Origin of the sequence: Croceicoccus mobilis (genome assembly GCF_001661965.1) — a bacterium.
GTDB lineage: Bacteria > Pseudomonadota > Alphaproteobacteria > Sphingomonadales > Sphingomonadaceae > Croceicoccus > Croceicoccus mobilis.
In genome coordinates, this window is sequence record NZ_LYWZ01000025.1 from 197,722 (window position 1) to 218,219 (window position 20,498).

At 62.5% G+C, this 20,498-nt stretch carries 14 protein-coding genes; 2 read left to right on the forward strand and 12 right to left on the reverse strand.

The features are described from left to right. From A9D13_RS15175 to A9D13_RS15230, 12 genes are all read right to left on the reverse strand, one after another. Nucleotides 1–1,527, reverse strand: a complete 1,527-nt coding sequence (locus tag A9D13_RS15175) for an efflux transporter outer membrane subunit (protein WP_229665332.1) — start codon at nucleotides 1,525–1,527, stop codon at nucleotides 1–3. Between the two features lie 219 nt (nucleotides 1,528–1,746). Beyond that, a complete protein-coding gene (locus A9D13_RS15180; RefSeq protein WP_172808188.1) occupies nucleotides 1,747–2,370 on the reverse strand; it encodes an acyltransferase in 624 nt (207 codons plus the stop codon). An 8-nt stretch (nucleotides 2,371–2,378) separates the two neighbouring features. Then, nucleotides 2,379–2,987 (reverse strand): acyltransferase, encoded by a 609-nt coding sequence (locus tag A9D13_RS21305; RefSeq protein WP_156522103.1) that lies wholly within the window; start codon nucleotides 2,985–2,987, stop codon nucleotides 2,379–2,381. After that, the gene (locus tag A9D13_RS15190) at nucleotides 2,984–4,171 is read right to left on the reverse strand and encodes a hypothetical protein (RefSeq protein WP_066775534.1); all 1,188 of its coding nucleotides are present in this window, start codon (nucleotides 4,169–4,171) and stop codon (nucleotides 2,984–2,986) included. Before A9D13_RS15190 ends, A9D13_RS21305 begins: the two co-directional genes overlap by 4 nt. Before the next feature lie 12 nt (nucleotides 4,172–4,183). Continuing rightward, nucleotides 4,184–5,149 carry a GNAT family protein gene (locus A9D13_RS15195; protein WP_066775536.1) on the reverse strand — a complete coding sequence of 322 codons (966 nt, stop codon included), beginning with the start codon at nucleotides 5,147–5,149 and terminating at the stop codon, nucleotides 4,184–4,186. Further along, the gene (locus tag A9D13_RS15200) at nucleotides 5,146–6,945 is read right to left on the reverse strand and encodes an ABC transporter ATP-binding protein (RefSeq protein ID WP_066775542.1); all 1,800 of its coding nucleotides are present in this window, start codon (nucleotides 6,943–6,945) and stop codon (nucleotides 5,146–5,148) included. The genes A9D13_RS15195 and A9D13_RS15200 overlap by 4 nt, the downstream gene beginning before the upstream one ends. Next, nucleotides 6,942–8,132 (reverse strand): glycosyltransferase family protein, encoded by a 1,191-nt coding sequence (locus tag A9D13_RS15205; protein WP_216635515.1) that lies wholly within the window; start codon nucleotides 8,130–8,132, stop codon nucleotides 6,942–6,944. Before A9D13_RS15205 ends, A9D13_RS15200 begins: the two co-directional genes overlap by 4 nt. 2 nt (nucleotides 8,133–8,134) lie before the next feature. Beyond that, on the reverse strand, nucleotides 8,135–10,717 hold the full coding sequence (locus tag A9D13_RS15210; protein ID WP_066775547.1) for a glycosyltransferase: 2,583 nt from the start codon (nucleotides 10,715–10,717) through the stop codon (nucleotides 8,135–8,137). A 29-nt stretch (nucleotides 10,718–10,746) separates the two neighbouring features. Next, the gene (gene galE / locus A9D13_RS15215) at nucleotides 10,747–11,742 is read right to left on the reverse strand and encodes a UDP-glucose 4-epimerase GalE (protein WP_066775548.1); all 996 of its coding nucleotides are present in this window, start codon (nucleotides 11,740–11,742) and stop codon (nucleotides 10,747–10,749) included. Then, nucleotides 11,742–12,734 (reverse strand): UDP-glucuronic acid decarboxylase family protein, encoded by a 993-nt coding sequence (locus A9D13_RS15220; RefSeq protein WP_066775550.1) that lies wholly within the window; start codon nucleotides 12,732–12,734, stop codon nucleotides 11,742–11,744. The genes galE and A9D13_RS15220 overlap by 1 nt, the downstream gene beginning before the upstream one ends. Before the next feature lie 255 nt (nucleotides 12,735–12,989). Beyond that, complete coding sequence (locus A9D13_RS15225; protein ID WP_066775866.1) at nucleotides 12,990–14,291, reverse strand: UDP-glucose dehydrogenase family protein; 1,302 nt, start codon at nucleotides 14,289–14,291, stop codon at nucleotides 12,990–12,992. Nucleotides 14,292–14,725: 434 nt separating this feature from the next. Further along, nucleotides 14,726–16,264: a M20/M25/M40 family metallo-hydrolase gene (locus tag A9D13_RS15230; RefSeq protein WP_066775552.1), complete on the reverse strand. Its 1,539-nt coding sequence runs from the start codon at nucleotides 16,262–16,264 to the stop codon at nucleotides 14,726–14,728. 419 nt (nucleotides 16,265–16,683) lie between these two features. On the opposite strand from A9D13_RS15230, the gene A9D13_RS15235 reads away from it, so the two are divergent. Further along, complete coding sequence (locus tag A9D13_RS15235; protein WP_229665333.1) at nucleotides 16,684–18,888, forward strand: acylase; 2,205 nt, start codon at nucleotides 16,684–16,686, stop codon at nucleotides 18,886–18,888. Between the two features lie 78 nt (nucleotides 18,889–18,966). Then, nucleotides 18,967–20,493, forward strand: coding sequence for a CRTAC1 family protein (locus A9D13_RS15240; protein ID WP_066775554.1), 1,527 nt, complete (start codon nucleotides 18,967–18,969; stop codon nucleotides 20,491–20,493). The last annotated feature ends 5 nt before the right edge of the window (nucleotides 20,494–20,498 follow it).

A 20,498-nucleotide genomic window follows, 5' to 3' on the forward strand; every position in this document is an offset into this window, starting at 1 on the left:
TCAGTCCTGCCCCCCTGGTGAAATCTCTGCCGGCCCCTCTATCGGCGGATCATATGCGGGATTGCCCTCAGGGTCCCAGCCGCCGCCCAGCGCATCATAAAGCGCGACCAGCGCGTTTGCCCGGTCGGATTGCGCCTGCACCAGCCCATTGCGGGCCGAGATCAACGCGATCTCCTGTGCGTTCAATGTCGTGAAATCGGTCAGTCCCGACTGGTATTGCGCCCGTGCATAGATGGCCGAATTATTGGCCGCATCCAGCGCCACTTCGTAAAGCGTCTCCCGCTCACGCGCGGCGCGCAGGGCGGTGACGGCGTTCTCCACATCCTCCAGCGCGGTCAGCACGGTTCCGCGATAGCTGGCAAAGGCGCCATCGGCAGCAGCTTCGGCCTGCCGGGCCTGCGCGGCCAGTCGGCCCCCTGCGAACAGCGACTGGCTGATCCCGGCAAACAGTCCGCTGGTGATCGTGTCGAACAGGCGCGAAAAGCTGGTCGCATTGGTGTCGAGGCTGCCGCTGATCGAAAGCGTGGGCAGCAATGCCGCGCGCGCAACGCCGATCTGCGCGGCTGCTGCTTCAAGCTGGCGTTCGGCCGAGCGGATGTCGGGGCGGCGGCGCAAGAGGTCTGCCGGGATGCCCGCGCCGGGATCGGATGGCCCGGTGGGAATGGGCTGTACCGCTTCCATGATGGGCTTTACCGCCCCCGGCGCCTGCCCGGTAAGGACGCCAAGGCGCGAGACGGCGGCATTATACTGCTGCCCAATCTGCGGGACCGAGGCTGCCGATTGCGCACGGCTGGACCGGGCCTGTTCCTCATCCACGGATGAGACGAGGCCTGCCATCACGCGGTATCCGGCGATTTCCAGATTATCGTCCTGAATGGCCAGGCTGGCCCGCGCATTGGCAAGCTGCGACTGATAGGCCCGCGCGAGGATGTAGTTGCGCGCGACCTCGCTCTCCACCAGCCGCATGGTCGAGGCATAGTCGAATCCCGCAGCCTCCAGATCCGCCCGGCTTGCCCGCACGGCGCTGCGATTGCCGCCGAATATGTCGAGCTGGTAGCTGGCATCGAGGCCGAGCGAGAAGCTGTCGCTGCCGCCGCCGCCTACGGTCGTCACCGTGCCATCGGGCAGGGTGACCGTCGTGCCGCCGCCGCGGATGCTTTCCTGCCGGTTGTAACCGCCCGCAGCGGATAGCGAGGGAAACAGCGACGAACGGCTGACGACGAGCGCCTCTCGCGCTTGGCGCAGGCGGGACAGGGCAACACCCAGATCGGTATTCGCCTCAAGCGATTGTTCGATCAGCCCGGTCAGTACCGGATCGTCGAATGCCTGCCACCACCGCACGAGATCGGGCGTTTCACCCGATGCCTCGACGCTCCAATCTTCCGGAAGGGCAAGCGCCTGCGCATCATGCGGCATTTCGGGGGCGAGCGTCGTGCACGATGCAAGCAGCACGGCGGCAAAAGCCGGCAGTATCTTCCTTGCAATATCGAAATGCATCAGCGCCCCCGCATCATCCGCCATCTGCATCAATCGCCTTCCCATAGCAGGATAAGGTCGAAAGGGCTTGTATCCCTGTGTATCTGCAAAGTTCTTCGGGTCAATTGAAACGAAAACCGCCGCTCGGGCCAAGTCTTGCAGGTAAAATTATGCGCAGGATTTTTTCGAAAACTGCGTGATGGCGATCGATTGCATCATTTATGCAACGCCGCGGGACTGGAAATGCGGATAATTTCAGGGGAGGCAGCATCACGCGATGCAATCGCTGCTGTGGAGCTTTCGGCTTTCGTCCCGGTCCAGCGCGCGGATCATGCGCGCAGGAGAGCCTGCGACCAGCGTATAGGGCGGGACATCGGTGTCGATGACGGTGCGGCAGCCGATGATCGCGCCTTCGCCAATGGTGACGCCGGGCATGATGACCGAACCGAAGCCCACCCAGACATTATCGCAAAGCACGACGGGCCGGGCATCGGCAGGCGCGGGGATGGTGGGCCTGCCGCGATGGCGGGGCTTTGCAAACCAGCGACCGCTCCAGATGGCGGGATCGGGGACGCAATCGGCAATGACCACGCCCCAGGCGATCAGGCAATGCGCGCCGATGGTGATTTCGGCCTCGCATTGCAGGGTGGCGCTGTTGATGCAGGCATAATCGCCAAGGCGGATCGCGCCGCGTTCCCCCACGACCAGCTGCGACTGGCTATAGATCCCGCTGCCCGTTCCCATGGTCAGACCGGGGCTGCGGGTGGAATGGAACTGGCCGAAAATCTGGGCGCTCTGCAGAAAGCAGTTTTCCGAGCAGACAATATTGGCCGGCAGCGGTATCTGCCGCCAGTCGTGGCTCATGTCGGGATGGCGCTGTTCGGGGGATTTCATGGCGTGGCTCATGAAGTTTCAACGTCCGACAATATGCGCGCGGGATTGCCCGCGACCACGCAATAGGGCGGCACATCCTCGGTCACGACGGAGCCGGGGGAGACGAGGGCGCCATCGCCAATCGTCACGCCTTTCAGGATAGAGGCATTGGCGCCGATCCAGACATCATTCCCGATCGTCACCGGGCGCGGCCTGATGACCGGGCGCTGTGAACGGTCGCCGCCGGGGGCAAGGGCGATCGTGTCCTGTATCCGCTGGGCGGGATCGACGGGGTGGAAATCGCAATCGGCGATGGTGACGCCGAACGACACATTGACCCTGTCGCCGATGGTCACTTTTTCTTCGCAAACGATCGAGCAATTGCAGAAATAGCAGTCGTCGCCGACCGACAGGGACGCGCGCGGCCCCACTGCCAGCGAGCTGCGCCAGAAGACCACGTCACGCCCGGTTGTCAGCGCACCGGGCTGCGTCGCCTGGAAGAAATAGAAGCTGTGCGAGGAATCGATGCAGGTTCCATCGCCCACCACGATATTGCCGGGTATCTGCGCATCATACCAGTCATTCGCCAGTGCGGCCCCTGCGATCAGCGGCTGTAGTTCGGGTTGTGTCGCCATCATGCATGCACCCTTGCGCGTTCGATCATCTGGGAAAGGACGAGAGAGGCATCGAAATGTTCATGCGCCAGCGCCCGTGCCGCGCGGGCATGGCGCGGCAGGTCGGATCCGATGCGCCGCGTATGTTCGATGGCCTCTTCGCGAGTGGAGAAGGCATACAACCCGTCGCCCGGCGGGACGTAGCGGGACCAGCCGGTATCCTGCACCACGGCGGGGCGCGATGCGGCAAGGTAGCAGGCCGTCCGGCAGGAAAACCAGCCGCTGCGCGAGGCGACATAGGCGTGCTTGGCCACGGAAATCTCCCCCGCCGATTGCAGGATGAAATCGTGATAGGACTGCGCATCGGGCACCGTTTTGGCAGGGTCCAGCAATCGCCACCCGGCAGCGGCGATGCGTTCGGTGGGAAAGCCGGGTTTGTCCTGCCCGTTGACGGCAAGGTCGAACGAACGGTTCGGGCAATGCGCGGGAACGTCGATGACAAGGCCGAATTCGCTGTCCTTTTGCCCATAGGTTTCGCCATGGAATTCCAGTGGGGGCAGGGCCGACCAGTTCATGACCGTGGAAAACGGCAGCCCCGCGCCGGGCGGATCGCTATCCCAGCGGTCGAGCGCGATAGGCTGGCGCGTCGGGATCCAGTCGATCCCGCATTGGGGGACAAGGCAATCGTCGGCCCCGATGTTTTCACCAAAGGTGAAATGATGGGTATAGGCTGCCAGCTTCGCCTTCAGCCCGCGCGCGCCTTTGGTGAACCCATCATCGCCGGTCAACTGCATCTGGGTGAACATCGGATCGGAATCGATGACGATGCGCACGGGTATGTCGATCCATTCCTCTCGCAATGCGGCAGAGCATGAGATGCTGATGAAGATATCGGCCGACCGCATGATGCGCACCACCTGCGCTTCGGGCAGGCCGAACCAGCCCAATGTCGCCGGATCGCGATAGGCCCAGCGGTCGCCAAGCCCCAGATCCTCCATCGCCTTGGTCAGATAGGCGATGTTGAACCGCCCGTCACCCGGCTCGCCTTCGGGCACGAAACTTGGCCATGTGCCGGTGTCCTCGATGTAATAGACATCGTGGCCCATCCCCGCGAAGCCCATGACATACTGGATATAGTCCCACACCGCTCCGCCTGCCGGGAACAGACCGATATAGCCGCATACGACGATCCTGAGTTTTTCGGCCATGGCTCGTACTCCTCAGCCGCCGCCTGCCAGATACCAGCTATCTACGGCGAATTCGTCGGTCAGGGTCTCGTCCAGCGCCTCCACCGCAAATCCGAACTTGTAGATGCTGTTGACGAAGCCGAGCGCTGCCGGATCCTCGTAATAGGGCATCATCATCAGCTTGAGATCGGGGATGATGCTGCTGTCGAGCGCATTGAGCAGCGCCGCCAGTGCAGGATCGTAAAGATCGCGCTCCAGGGTGACGATGTCATAGAGCAAGCCGTCCTTGCGAACCGTGGCATAGCCGGCCAGCGTGCCCGAAGCTGTCACCAGTTCGAAGTTGCGATGTTCCGAATTGCGATAGCTGAGCGTGGCGAGGTCGCGGTGGATCGCGCAGCCGATGTCCTGATTTTTGCGCGCCTGTTGCCAAAGCTGCGCATGGTCGGCGGTAAGCTCTGCAACCGGCCTTGCCGTCATGCCGCCGATCAGGGCGGGGGGGCTTGCCACGGGACGTTCCATGCAGCCTATGCGTTTGTGCGGGATCTCCTTCATCCCGCTTGCGGCAGCCTTGCGAAGGATGGCCAGCCAGCCGGATTTGGGCAAGGAGAAGATCACGGGGTAGCCGCGGCGTACGGCGGCCTCTCGGCAGCCTGCCCAAAGGCCCATGATCGGGTGGGTCGCGATATCGAACCTGCCCTTGAATTCATTGGACACGATATTGGCCATGAACCGCCCGCCCTGGACAACGCGGTCTCCCACCGCGATGCGGTGGGGCAACATCGTGATCAGCCCCACGACCCGGCCGGTTTCATCCAGTGCCACGACCGGGATGATCAGACCTTCGGGATTGTGGTTGCACCAGTAATCGAACATCTCGGCCGATAATTCGCCCCAGCCCGCTTCCTGCCAGATATGCTGCAAGCCGGGGAAATCGTCAGGCTCGTATTCGCGGTAGGTGAGCCCGCTGTCGCGCGAAGTGTCGATGGCTGTCTGGGTCATAGGACGGCGAGCTCCTGGTGGCGGTAAAGGGCGGAATAGGTGGCACCGTTGCCGATCAGCTCTTCATGCCTGCCGGCCTCGACCAGCCGCCCGTCATCGAGCACGATGATCTTGTCGGCGTGCTTGATCGTGCTCAGCCGGTGGGAGATGAAGAAGGTCGTGCGCGCCCGTGCCGATTGCGCGAGGTTCTGCAGGATCTGCGCTTCGGTGCGCGCGTCGAGTGCGGATGTCGGCTCATCAAGGATCAGGATCGACGACGGGCGCAGCATGGCCCGCGCGATCGCGATCCGCTGGCGTTCCCCGCCAGAGAGGCTGGATCCGCTTTCGCCGAGGTTCGTGGCATAGCCAAGCGGCAGGCGGCTGATGAAATCATGCGCGCAGGCCATCCTGGCGGCTTCATGGATCTGCGACAGGCTGGGATCTTCGACGCCGAAGGCGATATTCTCGGCAATGCTGACAGGGAACAGATAGGGCTCTTGCAGGACCAGCGAGACCGAAGAGCGCAGCTTGCGCAATGGCAAGTCTCGCAGGTCGTGGCCATCCAGCAGGACCCGGCCGGAAGCCGGATCGTAGAACCGCGAAATCAGCGATACGAGCGTCGATTTCCCCATGCCGGTCGCACCGACAATGGCGACGATTTCGCCCGGGCTGGCGGTAAAGCTGACGTGATCCAATACGGTTCGGGGGGGTCCTTCATCGCCTCGCTGGACATAGCAGAAAGAGACATCCTCGAATTGCAAGTCTCCCCTGATGACCGGCGGATCGACCGGATCGGCCCGCTCGGGCACCTCTTCACCGCTGTCGAGCACTTCGAACACACGGCGCGCTTGTGAGCCGGACACCACAGCCGCACCCAGCGCGACCGAGATCGCTTCGATCGGGCCTGATAGCGCCGCCAGATAGCTGGTGAAGACCAGCAGATCCCCCAGCGAGATATGCCCGCCGATCACGCGCCATGCGCCAAGACCCAGAACCGCTGCCGTGCTCAGCCCTGTCACGATCAGCGTCACCTGCTTGTAGGCGGCACCGATGTTGACATCGCGCTGATAGGCCCCGCCAAGCCGCTGTGCGTAGCCCTGCAACTTGGCCTGCAGCAGATCCTCTCGATTGAAGCCCTGGACGACCTTGATGCCAGAGATCGCCTGATCGACGAAGGACATGAAAGAGCCAAGCTCGTCATATCGGCGCCGGGTTGCCCGATCCATCGGCCCCGCGAACAGCAGAAGCGCACCGGCAAGACCCGGCACCACCACCATCGACATCAGCGCCAGGGTGACATCGATCTGGGCGAGGATGACAAACATCCCGATCAGCGTGCAGAGCGATATCACCCCCGGCAGCAGCACGGCCGAAACCGCCATGTGGACGCAATAGACATCCTGGCTCATCCGCTGAATGAGGTCGCCGCCGGCCTGTTTCTGGTGATAGGATAACGACAGGCGCTGGAGCTTGGCAAAGAGCTCTCCGGCCAGCCCGTGAACGAGCCGGTAGCAAAGCTTAACGACCAGCGCCGTCCCGATATAGGTGAGCACCGCAGACGCAAGCGTGATGACGACCAGCGTGCCGATCGTCCATGCCAGCAGCCCCTGTGTCGTATCGCCATAGGGCAGGGCCGCGGCCATGGCGGCAAGCGTGCCGGGAAGATCCTGACCGCCCAGCACGTAATCGACGACCACCTTGAGCGGCCATGGACGCAGCAGTTCGAGGAGCATGCCGGAAAAGGCAATCGCGAACGCCACCAGCAGGCCGGGCCAGACCGTGATCGCATAGGATAAAAGACGGGGAAACCGGTTCATGCCACCGCCTTTTCACTGTCGGCCACCGCGCAATGTTCGATCATGTCGGACAGGACTCCGTGAGCGGCGAAATGCGTTTCGGCGACCTCGCGCGCTGCGCTGCAATGCCGGGTGTAATCGCTCTCGATCTCGCGGATCGCCTCTACCGCCTCGTCCGGGGTCGAAAAGAAGATCAGGCCGCCATCGGCATCCAGGAATTGCGAACAGCCCGTATCCTCGACCACTACGGGGCGGCCGCTGGCGAGGAAGCAGGCGCTGCGTTCGCTGAACCAGCCGGTCCGCCCCGCGACATAGCCGTGCTTGGCGACGCTCCATTCGCCTTTCGAAGCGCCGATGTAATCGCGATAGCTTTCGACCGTTCGCGTGACCTCCATCGGATCGTCGATCCGCCAGCCCAGCGCGGCCAGCGCGTCATGCGGCGCGGTATCGCCGCCCAGCGCCAGCGCCATGGCCGCGTCCACCCGCGAGGGCAGGTCCTCGTATCCGGCGAACGACGCCGACTTCATCCCGAATTCGCGCCAGCCGATGCGGCGGGTGCGATAGCTGTCCCACTGCATGACCGTGGTCATCGCTCCATCAGGCTGCCCGCGGCGCATATCCCACGCCGAGAGCGCGACCGGCTGGCGCGTCGGATGCCATGTGATCCCGTCATCGGGTGCCATGGATCGGCCCTGGGGAATAAGCTCGCCAAAGGTGAAAAAGCGGTTGTGCTGCCGTGCCCGCTCCAGTGCTTCCGGCTCGCTGCAATGGCGCGCCTGCGTGAACAGCGGATCGGTATCGACATAGGCGCGCACCGGTATCTCACCCGTCCAGTCGCGCAATGGGTTCATGGCCGAGATATTGAGCACGAGATCGGCGTCGCGGCAGAACGCGATCGCCCGATGCGCGGCAGGCCCCATCCAGCGATCCGCATGCGCATCGAAATAGCACCAGTCATCGGCCAGCCCGATCAGGTCGAATGCCCGGCGCGCGAAATCGATGCCATATCTGGGATCGCATCCGGTGGTGAAGGTCGATGGATCGTAGCACAGCGGGTAATCGTCGCTGTCCTCCATGAACAACACATCATGCCCCATGTCGGCCAGCCCGCGGACATAGTTCAAGTGATGCCATGCCATGCCGCCAACCGGACCGCGCACGACATAGCCGAGGACCACGATCCGAAGCCTGTCGCTGCGCGTCGTCATGCTCATTCCTTCCGTGCTTCGCCGAAATGGCTGCGCCACGCGCGTTCCCACAGCCAGCCGCCGTTGGAACATGCGCTCCACGTGGCGATGGCGACATAGATTGCCGCGGCGATCAGCGCGCCGCCCGCGATCGGGGCGGAGGAGAGCAGGGCGCCGACGCCAAGGCCCACGAGGAGAAGCCCGAGCAGAATGGTGCCGCGAAACACCACGGGGCGAGTGCGAAAGCGGAAGAGCTGGCAGCCGGCGCCGTGCTCTTCCACCATCGCGGTGACGCGGGTTTCGGCGAACAGCGACGGGCGAAAGGCGATGTCCCAGTCGTCGGTGTCGCCGCCTACGCGGTGCGGCAGTTCAAGCTCCACCATCGTCTGCCGCAATCCGGCAAGCCGATCTTCCAGCGATACCCAGTCGATCTCGCTCCAATGTGTTTTTTCGCGTGCCCTTGGCAGCGGAAACAGGCGCAGCGGGGCGCGGCCCCAGGGGCCGATGCCATGCTGCATCCGGCCGATCAGCCGTGCCGCGGGTTGCAGCAGATGCAGCCAGGCGACGATGGCGCGCATCTGCCATGCGGGCCTGCGCCCCGTGGCGACGGAGGAGAAATGCGCCCGGCGCGCGCCCTGAACCGCCATCATCACGCTGAGCAGCACCCCGGCAATGGCGAAAGGCGCAAATACCAGCATCGGTGTCCATGCAATGCCCAGCAGCGAGAGCGCGATCAGCCCGCCGACGATCGCATACCATTCGGGCATCAGCGGCAGCGAACTGACAAGCCCCGCCGCCGGTTCATAGATCGACTGGAACGGCGCGGCATTGAACGTGCCGTGATAGATCCGCATGGGCCGGAAGGGTACCTGCATCAGCCCGCGCCCATACAGCCTGCCATGCCATGACAGATGGCCGGTCGAATTATACTTCTCCGGCCATTTCGCCTCCAGCAGCGCCTCTGCGCGGGCATAGCCGCGCTGCTGCTTGAGATAGCGCGAGATCGAGGGGCGACGGTGGTGCCAGACCATCGCGGCGGCGTGGAAGCCGATGGTCTCACCGCTGTCCATCAGGCGCCAGCAGCAGTCGACATCGTCGCCGGCCACGCGGAACTGCGGATCGAAGCCGCCGATGGCGCGCAGCTTATCGGTGCGATAGGCCATGTTGCAGCCCGGGATATGTTCGGCGACCTGATCGCCGACGAGGACATGGACCGGGCCGCCCGGCGCATTGGCAACGCATTCGGCGATGTCGCCATCCTCGGGCGGGCCGATATTGGGGCCGCCCATCGCGCCGACCTGCTGGCTCTCGAACGCCAATGCCATGTAATGCAGCCAATGCGGATCGGGATAGGCGTCGTCGTCGATATAGACCGTGATCTCACCGCGCGCCTGTTCCAGCCCCAGATTGCGCGCGTTCGACAATCCCCGGTTTTCGGTAGAGGTCAGCTCCACCGGATATTTGCGCGCGATATCGGGCGTCGCGTCGGTCGAGCCATCGTCGATGACGATGATCTGCTTGGCCGGATATTCCAGCTCGCACAGCGCCTTGATCGTCTCCTCTATCGTGCCGGAGCCGTTGTAGGAGCACACCACCACCGAGATCAGCGGCCAGTCGCGCTCGGCCATGGGCGCCGCGGCATAGGCGAACTGCACCGTTTGCAGCGCCGGTTTGGGCTGCCGCTCCCGCGTGACCAGCCCGAAATCCCAGTCGAGGATCTCATGACCGCCCCGGTGCCATTCATCGGTCCATGCGAAAACGAAACAGCCCGCGCATCCCGCTTCGAAAGCGGTCTTCACCTGCCAGTCGAGCGCCTTTGCCTGCGTGATCGCGCCATTGCGCCGGGAGTCGAGCCCGATCTCCGCCATGACCAGCGGCTTTTCGCAGGCCATGTTCTGCAGCCGCGCGAGATAGCGCGACAGCGTAGCCTTGTCTTCGAGATAGACGTTGAACGCGATGAAGTCGGCAAAGTCCTGATCGAGATATTCGGTCGTCGGGAAATTGACATAGGTGACCAGCACGCCGGGATCTTCATCGCGCACCAGTGTCGCCAGCGACCTCAGGAAACGCTCGACCTTCTTTTTGCCGTGCCAGCGCACGACGGCGGCGGGGATCTCGTTCCCGACGGTATAGCACAGCAGGGCGGGGTGCCCGGAAATGGGCCGCACCTGTTCGCGCATCCTCTTGCGGATGGCGGCGGCCTGTCCGGGCTGATCGAGGAAGGCGATATGCTGTTCCCACGGAAGGCCGACCATCACCCGCAGCCCGTTTTCGGCAGCGACATCCAGCAGCCAGCGCGGCGGCAGCGTATAGGTGCGCACCGCATTCATGCCCGACTGGGCCATCTGGCGGAAATCCGCCTCGACTACCGATCGTTCGGGGACATTCGCGCCATCCTCGGTTTCGCCGAAGGTTCCGTAGGTGACGCCCTTGATCCAGAACTTTTCGTCGCCCGCATACAGGAATTTACCGCGCACAATGACGCGTTGCTCAACCGGGCGGACGGGGGCGGGAGCCTCCGTTTCGCCGGTGCAGTGAACCGGCTGGCCATCGAAGGCGTCGTGATCTTCGGATCGGCGCAGCATCGTATCGAACAGGTCGGTCATTTCATTATCCCGTCACGAGAGGGAAGGGATCAGGCGGCCCTTTCGGCACCTCCTGCCTGCTCCGCGCTGATCCAGTTCAGTGCGGTGCTGATGATATTGTCCATGTCGGAATGGACCGGCTCCCACCCCAGCAATTCGCGCGCCTTGTCGGGCGCGGCGTAAAGTGCCGGGGGGTCGCCCGCGCGGCGCGGGGCATGGTTCACGGGCATCCTGCGCCCGCTCACCCGCTCTATCGCCGCGATCAGTTCCAGCACGCTGGTGCCCTGACCCGTGCCGAGATTGAGCGCCACCGGAGCGCCGTCATCCGCCAGATATTCGGCCGCTGCGACATGGGCCGAGGCGAGATCGGTGACATGGATATAGTCGCGCACCGCCGAACCGTCGGGCGTGGGGTAATCGGTCCCCATGACATCGAATGGCCCGCGCTGCCCCAGCATCGACATGAGGGCGAGGGGAATGGCGTGGGTTTCGGGGTAATGGCTTTCCCCGATCTCTCCATCCGCGTCGCAGCCTGCCGCATTGAAATAGCGCAGCGCAGCCCATGACAGGCCATAGGCCCGCTCGTAATCGCGCAGCATGTGTTCGGCGACGAGCTTGGTATAGCCGTAGGGATTGATCGGGGCCTGGGCGGAGCTCTCCGCGATCGGCACCGTGTCGGGCACGCCATAGGTCGCGCAGCTCGATGAAAACACGATCCGGTCCACCCCGCTTTCGCGCATCGCGGAAAGCAGCGTGGCAAAGCCCGTTACGTTCACGTCGTAATATTTCGCCGGGTCCGCCACCGATTCCCCGACATAGGCAAGCGCGGCGAAATGCATGACGAGATCGGGCCGGTGCTTTTCGAAAACCCGGAGCAGCGCTTCGCGGTCGCGAATATCGCCCACCTCCAGCGGACCCCAGCGCACGAAATCGCGGTGCCCGGTGGTGAGATTGTCGAACACGACAGGCTGATGCCCGGCCGCGGCAAGCGCCTTGCACGCATGGCTGCCGATATAGCCGGCGCCTCCGATGACGAGGATCTTCATCAGCGTCCCGCCGTCATGCTGGCGCTGATCGCTGCCGGGGCCATGCGCGCGACCTCTTCGGCGAAGTAATTGGCCGTCATGTCCAGCCCTTCGCTGAGGGGGATGAGCGGTTCCCATTGCAGCCGGTCGCGGGCCAGAGTGATGTCGGGCTTGCGCTGCTTGGGGTCATCCATGGTCGCGGGCACGCAGACGATCTCGGACTTCGAACCCAGCTTGTCGACCACGATCTCGGCCAGCTGCTTGACGGTGAATTCGCCGGGATTGCCAATGTTCACAGGGCCATGGCAGCCATCCGAATGCATCAGCCGCAGGAAGCCGGCGATGAGATCGTCGACATAGCAGAAGGAGCGGGTCTGATCGCCCGACCCGTAGAGTTCGAGCGGTTCGCCCTTCAGCGCCTTGACGATGAAGTTGGAGACGACGCGCCCGTCCTCCGGGTCCATGCGCGGGCCATAGGTGTTGAAGATCCGCACCACGCGGATGTCGACATTATAGGTGCGCAGATAATCGAAACACAGCGATTCCGCGGCGCGCTTTCCTTCATCGTAACAGGCACGCGGCCCGATCGTGTTGACAGAACCGGTGTAGTGCTCCGGCTGCGGATGCTGTTCGGGATCGCCATAAACCTCGCTCGTCGATGCCTGGAAAAAGCGAGCCTTGTTCGCCCGCGCCAGGTCGAGGAGGTTCTTCGTGCCCAGAACACTGGTCATCATCGTCTGGACCGGATCGATCTGATAGCGCGGCGGCGAAGCCGGGCAGGCAAGGTTCCAGACCTCGTCGACCTCCATCGAGGGGAGCGGCGAACAGATGTCGGCCTGGATCAGATCGAACCGTTTATCGCCCAGCAGATGGCTGATATTGGCGACCCTGCCGGACGTGAAATTGTCGACACAAGTCACATGGTAGTCGAGCTCAATCAGCTGATCGCACAAATGGCTGCCCAGAAATCCGGCACCACCTGCCACAACAGCCCTGCGAATTACCTCGGACATAGCTTATCCCCTTGTCTCGGCAGCCTTCATCAGGCTGCGCGGAACATCCATCGCAATGCGACCATCCAACGGTAAGCTAGGAGTACGAACTCCTATGCTGCATATGCACAATTAAATGTCAACGAGATCGGTACAGAAAAAGGGGAAGGCATTATTATGGCTTGCTCTTTCCGGGGGCATCTTATGCGATGCCATTTCTTCCCTTTTTCTTTTTCCTTCCGACTCGCGGTGCAAATTACCTTCTCGTGCGGCTGCTCAATGGCCGACGGCGTGGTATCTAAAGCCATGGCCTTCCATCTCGGCCCGGCTGTAGACATTGCGCAGGTCCACCATCAGCGGTTCCTTGAGCAAGTCCTTGGTCCGCTGCAGGTCCAGCGCCCGGAACGCGGCCCATTCGGTGGCGATGACGGCGCAGTCGGTGCCGGTCATCGCGTCATATGGGTCCTCGCAGAAAGTGACCTCGGTCATCATGGTGCGTGCATTGGCCATGCCCTCGGGGTCATAGGCACGCACGCTGATGCCGGCATCCTGCAGGGTCTGCACGATGGCAAGCGAGGGTGAATCGCGCATGTCGTCGGTGTCGGCCTTGAATGTCAGGCCGAGCAAGGCGACCGACTTGCCATGGACATCGCCGCCCATCGCATGAACGACCTTTCGCCCCATGCCGCGTTTGCGGCTGTCGTTCACCGCGACGACTGCCTCGACGATGCGCAGGCTGGCGTCATGATCCTGCGCGGTTTTCAAAAGCGCAAGCGTGTCCTTCGGGAAGCACGATCCGCCATAGCCGGGGCCTGCGTTGAGGAAGCTGGAGCCGATCCGCTTATCCATCCCGATGCCGAGCGCAACGTCACCCACATCGGCGCCCACGCGTTCGCACAAATCCGATATCTCATTGATAAAGCAGATCTTCGTGGCCAGAAACGCATTGGCGGCATATTTCGTCAACTCGGACGCGCGGCGCGCCATTTGCAGCATCGGGGCCGAGTTGGTGGTGACCGGACGATAGATTTCGTTCAGCACATGCGCCGCTTCGGGCTCGTTCACGCCGATGACGACGCGGTCGGGCCGCTGGAAATCATCGATCGCCGCGCCTTCGCGCAGGAATTCCGGGTTCGATGCGACATAGAATTCAAAATCGTCGCGTACCGACCGGATGATCCGCTCCACCTCGTCCCCTGTGCCGACGGGCACGGTGGACTTGGTGACAACAACCGCGCCGGGCCGGATCAACTGTCCAATTTCCTTTGCTGCCGCATAGACGTAGCTGAGGTCGGCATGGCCATCGCCGCGCCGCGAAGGCGTGCCGACTGCGATGAACACCGCATCGGCAAACGGGGCCGCGCTTTCCAGCTCGGTTGTGAATTTCAGCCTGCCCTCGGCCACGTTCTTCGCAACAAGCTGTTCGAGCCCCGGCTCGTATATCGGCATGATGCCCTCGTTTAGAGCGTCGATCTTCCGCTGGTCCTTGTCCACGCAGACGACCTCATGTCCGAAGTCAGCGAAACAAGTGCCCGACACAAGGCCCACATATCCCGATCCAATCATCACGATCCGCATATCCACCTCCACCGCAATGCGTCCTGCCGAAGATCATGGTGCAATGCACAATAAGCGGTCAATACGGCATTATTGCTCGACCTCCTCTTTCTCTGTTCTTGTTTCTATTCAATAGATTAATCTTGTTTCAAAGATTTAAAACAATATTACCAATATCTAATCTGACGTAGAAAGTCGGTCTTTATCAGAAAGCTGAAAGCGTACTTTTCGCAGCCTGGCTTCCTATCGCCAAATCCTGGCCGATCAGCGCCAGATGGCTGCCGCTACCCAGATGGGATTAGTCCTTGTCGAAACTGCGAGGTCGGGTGAACGCTACCAATTGCCGGATGCTTGATCTCATCATGTCGAGTCGGCGTGTCGGCTTATGCCGATCTGCAGCATGGAGCACAGGTTCAGCGCTATGCGCCGATCCCGCTTTTTCGTGGGATGGGGCCTCAATCCCCGGCCGAAAGGTCCTGCGTGAATAGCGCGCGCAGCGTACGCACGCCCGCTTCGAAATTGCCGATACGCAGGTTCTCATTCGCCGCATGCTGATTGTTGTCGGCATTGACCAGCGGGACCAGCAGGATCGGCGCGCCGAGCCCGTTCGCCAATGGCTGTGTCGGCACTCCGCCGCCCATGATCGGAATGCGGACCGGATCGACACCGAATTCCCGGCGCATGGCCGATGCCGCCCATTTGCCCACACCGGCATCGAGCGGCGTCATCAGCGCCGACATTCCGCCTCCTCCCGTGATCGAGGCGAGGAGGGGGTATTTCAGGCGCTCTTCCTCGGTCGGTTCACCATCGACAAGGTGATAGCCCTGTGCCTCTACCCAGTTTCGCACCAGCGCCAACTGGCGGGCAGGGGGCGTGCCCGGCACGGTGCGCGAACTGACGCGAGCGGCGGCAAAGGCGGGAATGATGGAGCGGCGCGAGCCCGGCTCCCCCGCTATCATCGAGGTTATGTTGAAGGTCGGATAGTTCATCGCCTCCTGGTAATTGTCGCCGACGTGTTCGCTTTCGGCGATGCCGATGCGCTTTCTTATCGCGGCCTCGTCGTCGGGCACTGCGGCCAGAACCGCTTTCATGCCCGGGTTCATGTCGACGCCATCGTAAAAGCCGGGGATCAGGACCCGGCCATCGGGCGCCCGCATCGTAGAGAGCAGATGCGCAAGCGCGAAGCTGGGGTCAGGCGCGAAATTGCCGAAATGGCCACTATGGACGTCATTGTTGGCGGAATGGACCTTCAGTTCGAAGCCCATGCCGCCGCGATGGCCGAATACCAGCGTCGGATTGTTACTGGCATGCATGGGGCCATCGAGCATCACCACGGCGTCGGCCCTGAGAAGTTCGCGGTTCCGCGCGACCACGTCCTTAAGCGTGGGCGGGCCGCCTTCCTCGTGTGAATCGATGATGATCTTGATGTTGATCGCGGCTTCCGTGCCATTGGCGCGCATCATGTCCATCGCGGCGATAAGCATCATGATCGGGGCTTTGTCGTCCGCAGCCGAACGTGCGAACAGGCGCCATTCGGGATCGACGGGGGCAGAGCCCGTCAGGCTTTCGAGAGCAATCGGCGACCATTCCCCACCTGCGCCCCGCTGTTTGAGCACCGGCGTGAAAGGATCGGGCTGGTCCCACTCTTTTGGAAACACGGCCTGCCCGTCCATATGGGCATAGAACAACACGGTCTTGCGATCGGGCGATGGGTCGGCAGCCTGCGCAAAGACCATCGGGGTTTCGCCATCCTCAAGCTGACGTGCATCGAAGCCATGTCGACGGAAGGCCGCCTCAAGCCAGTCGGCGTTGCGCTGCATGTCCTCTACCGAGAGGTGCATGACATTGGGGATCTTCAGGAACTCGATGAATTCGGGAAACACCTGCCTCGCTGCTTCCGGTGCCGTGACGCGGTCCCCGGCATGGGCGGGGCCGCCGGAGGCAAAGGTGAGGGCGGCACAGGTCAGGGCGATTAGCGCGGATGCAGGTTTCATGGGCTGGTCGCTCCCGCTTGCATGACGATTTCAGGCTGTTCCGATGACCCGAACATGCCCGTCTTCGCCGAGCGATTGGAGGAAAAACCGGTGGCTACCCGAACTTTGCCTGAATCTTGCAAATCATGCGCGTTGATACATCATTATTATAATTTGCTGCACGAATTATGGCTCTGATGATGAAATCCATGAACAAATGAGGAAGGTGTTAGGCGGATCGCGGTCCCTGGCCATGCTGCGATCTTGCCTGACCGCTGGCCCGTGTGCAGACTGGCTCAAATGTGAATGGAAACCGGGGCGCATGCTTATGCAAAGCCGCCCCGATCCGCAGCATACGATAAGCAGAAAAACGGTTTGCTTGGGAGACTTCGGGGAAGCGTCATCGCGGCGATGGCGTGTCATGGACGGGGGTCTTGGTCATGGTGTCAGTCGCATTTCTGCGGCAGCGTTCGAACGGCGGCAGTCGGCATATCGGGGCCGTGGGCGCGTTATCTGTTTCAACCATGCGATCGGCGCTGCTTGGCATTACGCTGGCGATCACCGTGACCGGGGGTGCACTGGCGGTCCTGCCCGAAACGCCTGCGCAGGCAGCGGACAACAAGACCGCTTTCGGTGGGGGCGAGATCCTTTGGGACAGCTATGGCGTGCCCCATGTATATGCCAATACCGAAGAGGGCGCGTTCTATGGCTTCGGCTATGCACAGGCGCAGAACCATGGCGACATATTGCTGCGCATGTATGGCGAATCCCGCGCCCGCGCGGCTGAATACTGGGGCGCGGAATTCGAAAAGCAGGACCGCTGGCTGATCGGCAATGGCGTGCCGGAGCGCGCGAAGCAGTGGTACGCGATGCAGACGCCGCAGATGCGCCGGAACCTCGACGGCTTTGCCGCGGGTATCAATGCTTATGCCGCCGCACATCCCGACAGGATCGATCCCGAGGTGCGGCAGGTGCTGCCCGTCACCGGCACCGATATCATCGGTCATGCGCACCGGCTGATGAATTTCCTATATATCGCATCAGACCGTAAGGTGCTGGTCGCGCCCGAAACGAATGAGGCGGGTGGATCGAACGCATGGGCCGTCGCGCCTTCGCGCTCTGCCAGCGGCAATGCGATGCTGCTGGCCAATCCGCACCTGCCATGGGCACCGTCGCTGCTCACCTATATGGAGGCGCAGCTCGAAGCGCCGGGGCTCAGCGTCTATGGCGCGACGCAGGTCGGGCTGCCGGTGCTGAGGTTCGGGTTCAATCGCAATCTGGGCTTCACCAACACGGTGAACACCATGCTCGGCTATACCAGCTATGTCCTTACGCCAAAGGGCGATGGTTATGAATTCGACGGCAAGATCCTGCCCTTCCGGACAGAGACCAAGAGCTACAAGGTGAAGCAGGAGGACGGGACGCTCAAGACCGTCAGCTTCACTCAGCGTCATGCGGTGCAGGGGCCTGTTTTCGAACTGCCCGATGGCAAGACTCAAGTGGCCGTGCGGGTTGCGGGGCTCGACCGGCCCGGCGTGCTGCAGCAATATCTCGACATGGGGAAGGCCGCGAACTGGGCCGAATTCTCCACCGCGCTCAAGAAGATGCAGGTGGTGATGTTCAACATCGTCTATGCCGATCGCGACGGGCATATCCTCTATCTCGACAATGGGCTTTTGCCAAAGCGCGCCAGCGGCGATCTCGCTTTTTGGTCAAAGCCGGTGCCGGGCGATACTTCGGCGACCTTGTGGGATGAGCTGCACAGCTTCGACGAGCTGCCGAAGGTCCTCGATCCCGCGACCGGCTTTGTCCAGAACGCTAATGATCCGCCATGGCTCTCGACCTGGCCGCGCGCGCTGAACGCGGCGGATTATCCCGCCTATACCGCGCCGGTCGGACCGGTCAGCCAGCGCGCGCAAATGTCGGTGAAGATGCTGGCCGAGGGGCCGAAGATCAGCTTCGACGATTTTGTCGAGAAGAAGCTGACGACCCGCTCGCTGATGGCTGATCGCATGATCCCGGAACTGGTGCAGGCGGCGGCAGGAAATAGCGACCCTGACATCGTCAAGGCGGTCGAACTGCTGAAAGGCTGGGACCACCATTTCGAACCCGACAGCCGCGGCGCCCTGCTGTTCGAGACATGGGCCGCGATCTTCGCTCCGGAAAATTTCACCGACCAGAGCAATTACGCCATCCAGTGGACGCCCGACGATCCGCTTCAGACCCCGCGGGGCCTGAAGGATCCGGACGGAGCCGTCGCCATGCTCAAACAGGCGGTGGCAAAGACCATCGAGCTTTATGGCGCGATCGACCGCCCCTATGGCGAGGTATCGCGCTTTCACATCGACGACGTGAGCGTTCCGGGCAATGGCGGTTTTGGCAATACGGGCGTGTTCCGCGTCATTACGTGGAACCCGATGAAGGATGGCGAACGCACCCCGCGCCATGGCGAGACATGGGTTTCCATGGTGGAATTCGGCACGCCGCTCAAGGCCAAGGGGCTGATGAGCTATGGCAATGCCAGCCAGCCCGGATCGCCGCATCCCAGCGACCAGCTGAAGCTGCTGTCGGAAAAGAAATTCCGCACGCTCTGGCTCGACCGCGCCGATGTCGAGGCGAACCTGGAGGACACGACCAGCTTCTGACCCCATCGCCCAATCCTGTCCGTGTCGGTGGCAGATCATGTGCATGCCACTCGGGACAGCGAAGCAAGGACCGGACCGTTGAACAGATCGACCATCCTGCACCATTCACTGCCGGCAATCGCCATTGTGGGCGCGGCCTGTGCCGGGGCGACATCTGGCGCCGCGCAGGAATTCACGAGCGTCCATCCCGAGCTGTTCGATGAAAAGGGCTCGCTCTCCAACGCATGGGCGGATTTCGACAGGGACGGTGACCTCGATTTCGCGGTCACGACCAAGAGCGGGGCGATCCGTCTCTATCGCAATGACGGCGGCCTGTTCACCAGTGTCGGAGAGGCGATGGGCCTGCCGACCGAAGGGCCGGAATATCGCGGCATCAGCTGGGGCGATTACGATGGCGATGGCTGGCTCGACCTTTATGCAGGCGCCACACGGCCCGAAGCAAGCAGCGCGCTTTTCCGCTCTAAAGGCGGCGCGGTGTTCACCGATGTCGCCGAAGAGGCCGGGCTGACCTTTCCGGGCCGCTCTTCGCGCCAGAACAACTGGATCGATTACGATGGCGACGGCGATCTCGACCTGTTCGCCACGAACAGGATCGGGCCGAACCGGCTGTATCGCAACGATGGCGGACGTTTCGCCCATGTGCTGCCGGATGCGCCGATGTCGCAGTTCAAATCCACGGTCGGGGCATGCTGGCTCGATTATGACGAGGATGGCGATCTCGACCTGTTTCTTGCCAACCAGTCGGGCCAGACCGATTCCCTTGTCCGGAACGATCGCGGCACCTTCGTCGATGTCGCGCCCGAACTCGGCATGGACATGGCCGGGCGGGAAAAGAGCGAGGGCGGGGTCGGCTGCGCGGTCGGGGATTACGACAATGACGGCCATCTCGACATTTTCGTCGCCAGCTATGGGCGCAATTTGCTGTGGCGCAACAATGGCGATGGCAGCTTTGCGAACATGGCCGCAGCGATGGGTGTCGATGTCGAAAACCATGCCGTGGGCGCGACATGGGGCGATTTCGACAATGACGGGCTGATCGACCTGTTCATCACCTCCTATACCGGCGCGCGTGATGAGCAGGTGCCCGCCGATGCGCTGTTCCGGAACCGGGGGACATCCGGCTTTTCCGATGTGATCGGGCAATATCCGCTGCTCAACAACGGGGATCACGGGGTGGAATGGGTCGATCATGACGCCGATGGCGCGATCGACCTCAGCCTGACGCATGGCTATACCGATGTCGGCGGGCATTTCGTCTATCGCAACCGGCTTTCACCGGCGGATGCCGCGCGCGGTCTCAACATCGAGGTGCGCGGACCGGACGGGTCCCCCGCAATGCCCGGCACAGAGGTCCGGCTCTACGATGCAGGCGGCGAGATCCTTGCCACGCGGCAGCTGTCGACCGGGGGCGGCTATAATGCGCAAAGCGTCACGCCGGTTCATTTCGGGCTGGCGAGCAGCGGGCCAGTCATGATCGAAGTGACCTATGTCACCGGTACGTCGCGCCGACGGTTCCAGATCGCGGATGTCGATCCGGCTCAGTGGTCGGGGCGCGTACTCGTTTTTACGCCACCTGCGGATAATGCCGAGATAAAGCCGCGGTAGCTGCA

Bases quoted from the DNA above. Each gene is read 5' to 3' on its own strand.
- A9D13_RS15175 (WP_229665332.1), bottom strand. From the start codon at position 1,527: ATGCAGATGGCGGATGATGCGGGGGCGCTGATGCATTTCGATATTGCA.
- A9D13_RS15180 (WP_172808188.1), bottom strand. From the start codon at position 2,370: ATGAAATCCCCCGAACAGCGCCATCCCGACATGAGCCACGACTGGCGG.
- A9D13_RS21305 (WP_156522103.1), bottom strand. From the start codon at position 2,987: ATGATGGCGACACAACCCGAACTACAGCCGCTGATCGCAGGGGCCGCA.
- A9D13_RS15190 (WP_066775534.1), bottom strand. From the start codon at position 4,171: ATGGCCGAAAAACTCAGGATCGTCGTATGCGGCTATATCGGTCTGTTC.
- A9D13_RS15195 (WP_066775536.1), bottom strand. From the start codon at position 5,149: ATGACCCAGACAGCCATCGACACTTCGCGCGACAGCGGGCTCACCTAC.
- A9D13_RS15200 (WP_066775542.1), bottom strand. From the start codon at position 6,945: ATGAACCGGTTTCCCCGTCTTTTATCCTATGCGATCACGGTCTGGCCC.
- A9D13_RS15205 (WP_216635515.1), bottom strand. From the start codon at position 8,132: ATGACGACGCGCAGCGACAGGCTTCGGATCGTGGTCCTCGGCTATGTC.
- A9D13_RS15210 (WP_066775547.1), bottom strand. From the start codon at position 10,717: ATGACCGACCTGTTCGATACGATGCTGCGCCGATCCGAAGATCACGAC.
- galE (WP_066775548.1), bottom strand. From the start codon at position 11,742: ATGAAGATCCTCGTCATCGGAGGCGCCGGCTATATCGGCAGCCATGCG.
- A9D13_RS15220 (WP_066775550.1), bottom strand. From the start codon at position 12,734: ATGTCCGAGGTAATTCGCAGGGCTGTTGTGGCAGGTGGTGCCGGATTT.
- A9D13_RS15225 (WP_066775866.1), bottom strand. From the start codon at position 14,291: ATGCGGATCGTGATGATTGGATCGGGATATGTGGGCCTTGTGTCGGGC.
- A9D13_RS15230 (WP_066775552.1), bottom strand. From the start codon at position 16,264: ATGAAACCTGCATCCGCGCTAATCGCCCTGACCTGTGCCGCCCTCACC.
- A9D13_RS15235 (WP_229665333.1), top strand. From the start codon at position 16,684: ATGGTGTCAGTCGCATTTCTGCGGCAGCGTTCGAACGGCGGCAGTCGG.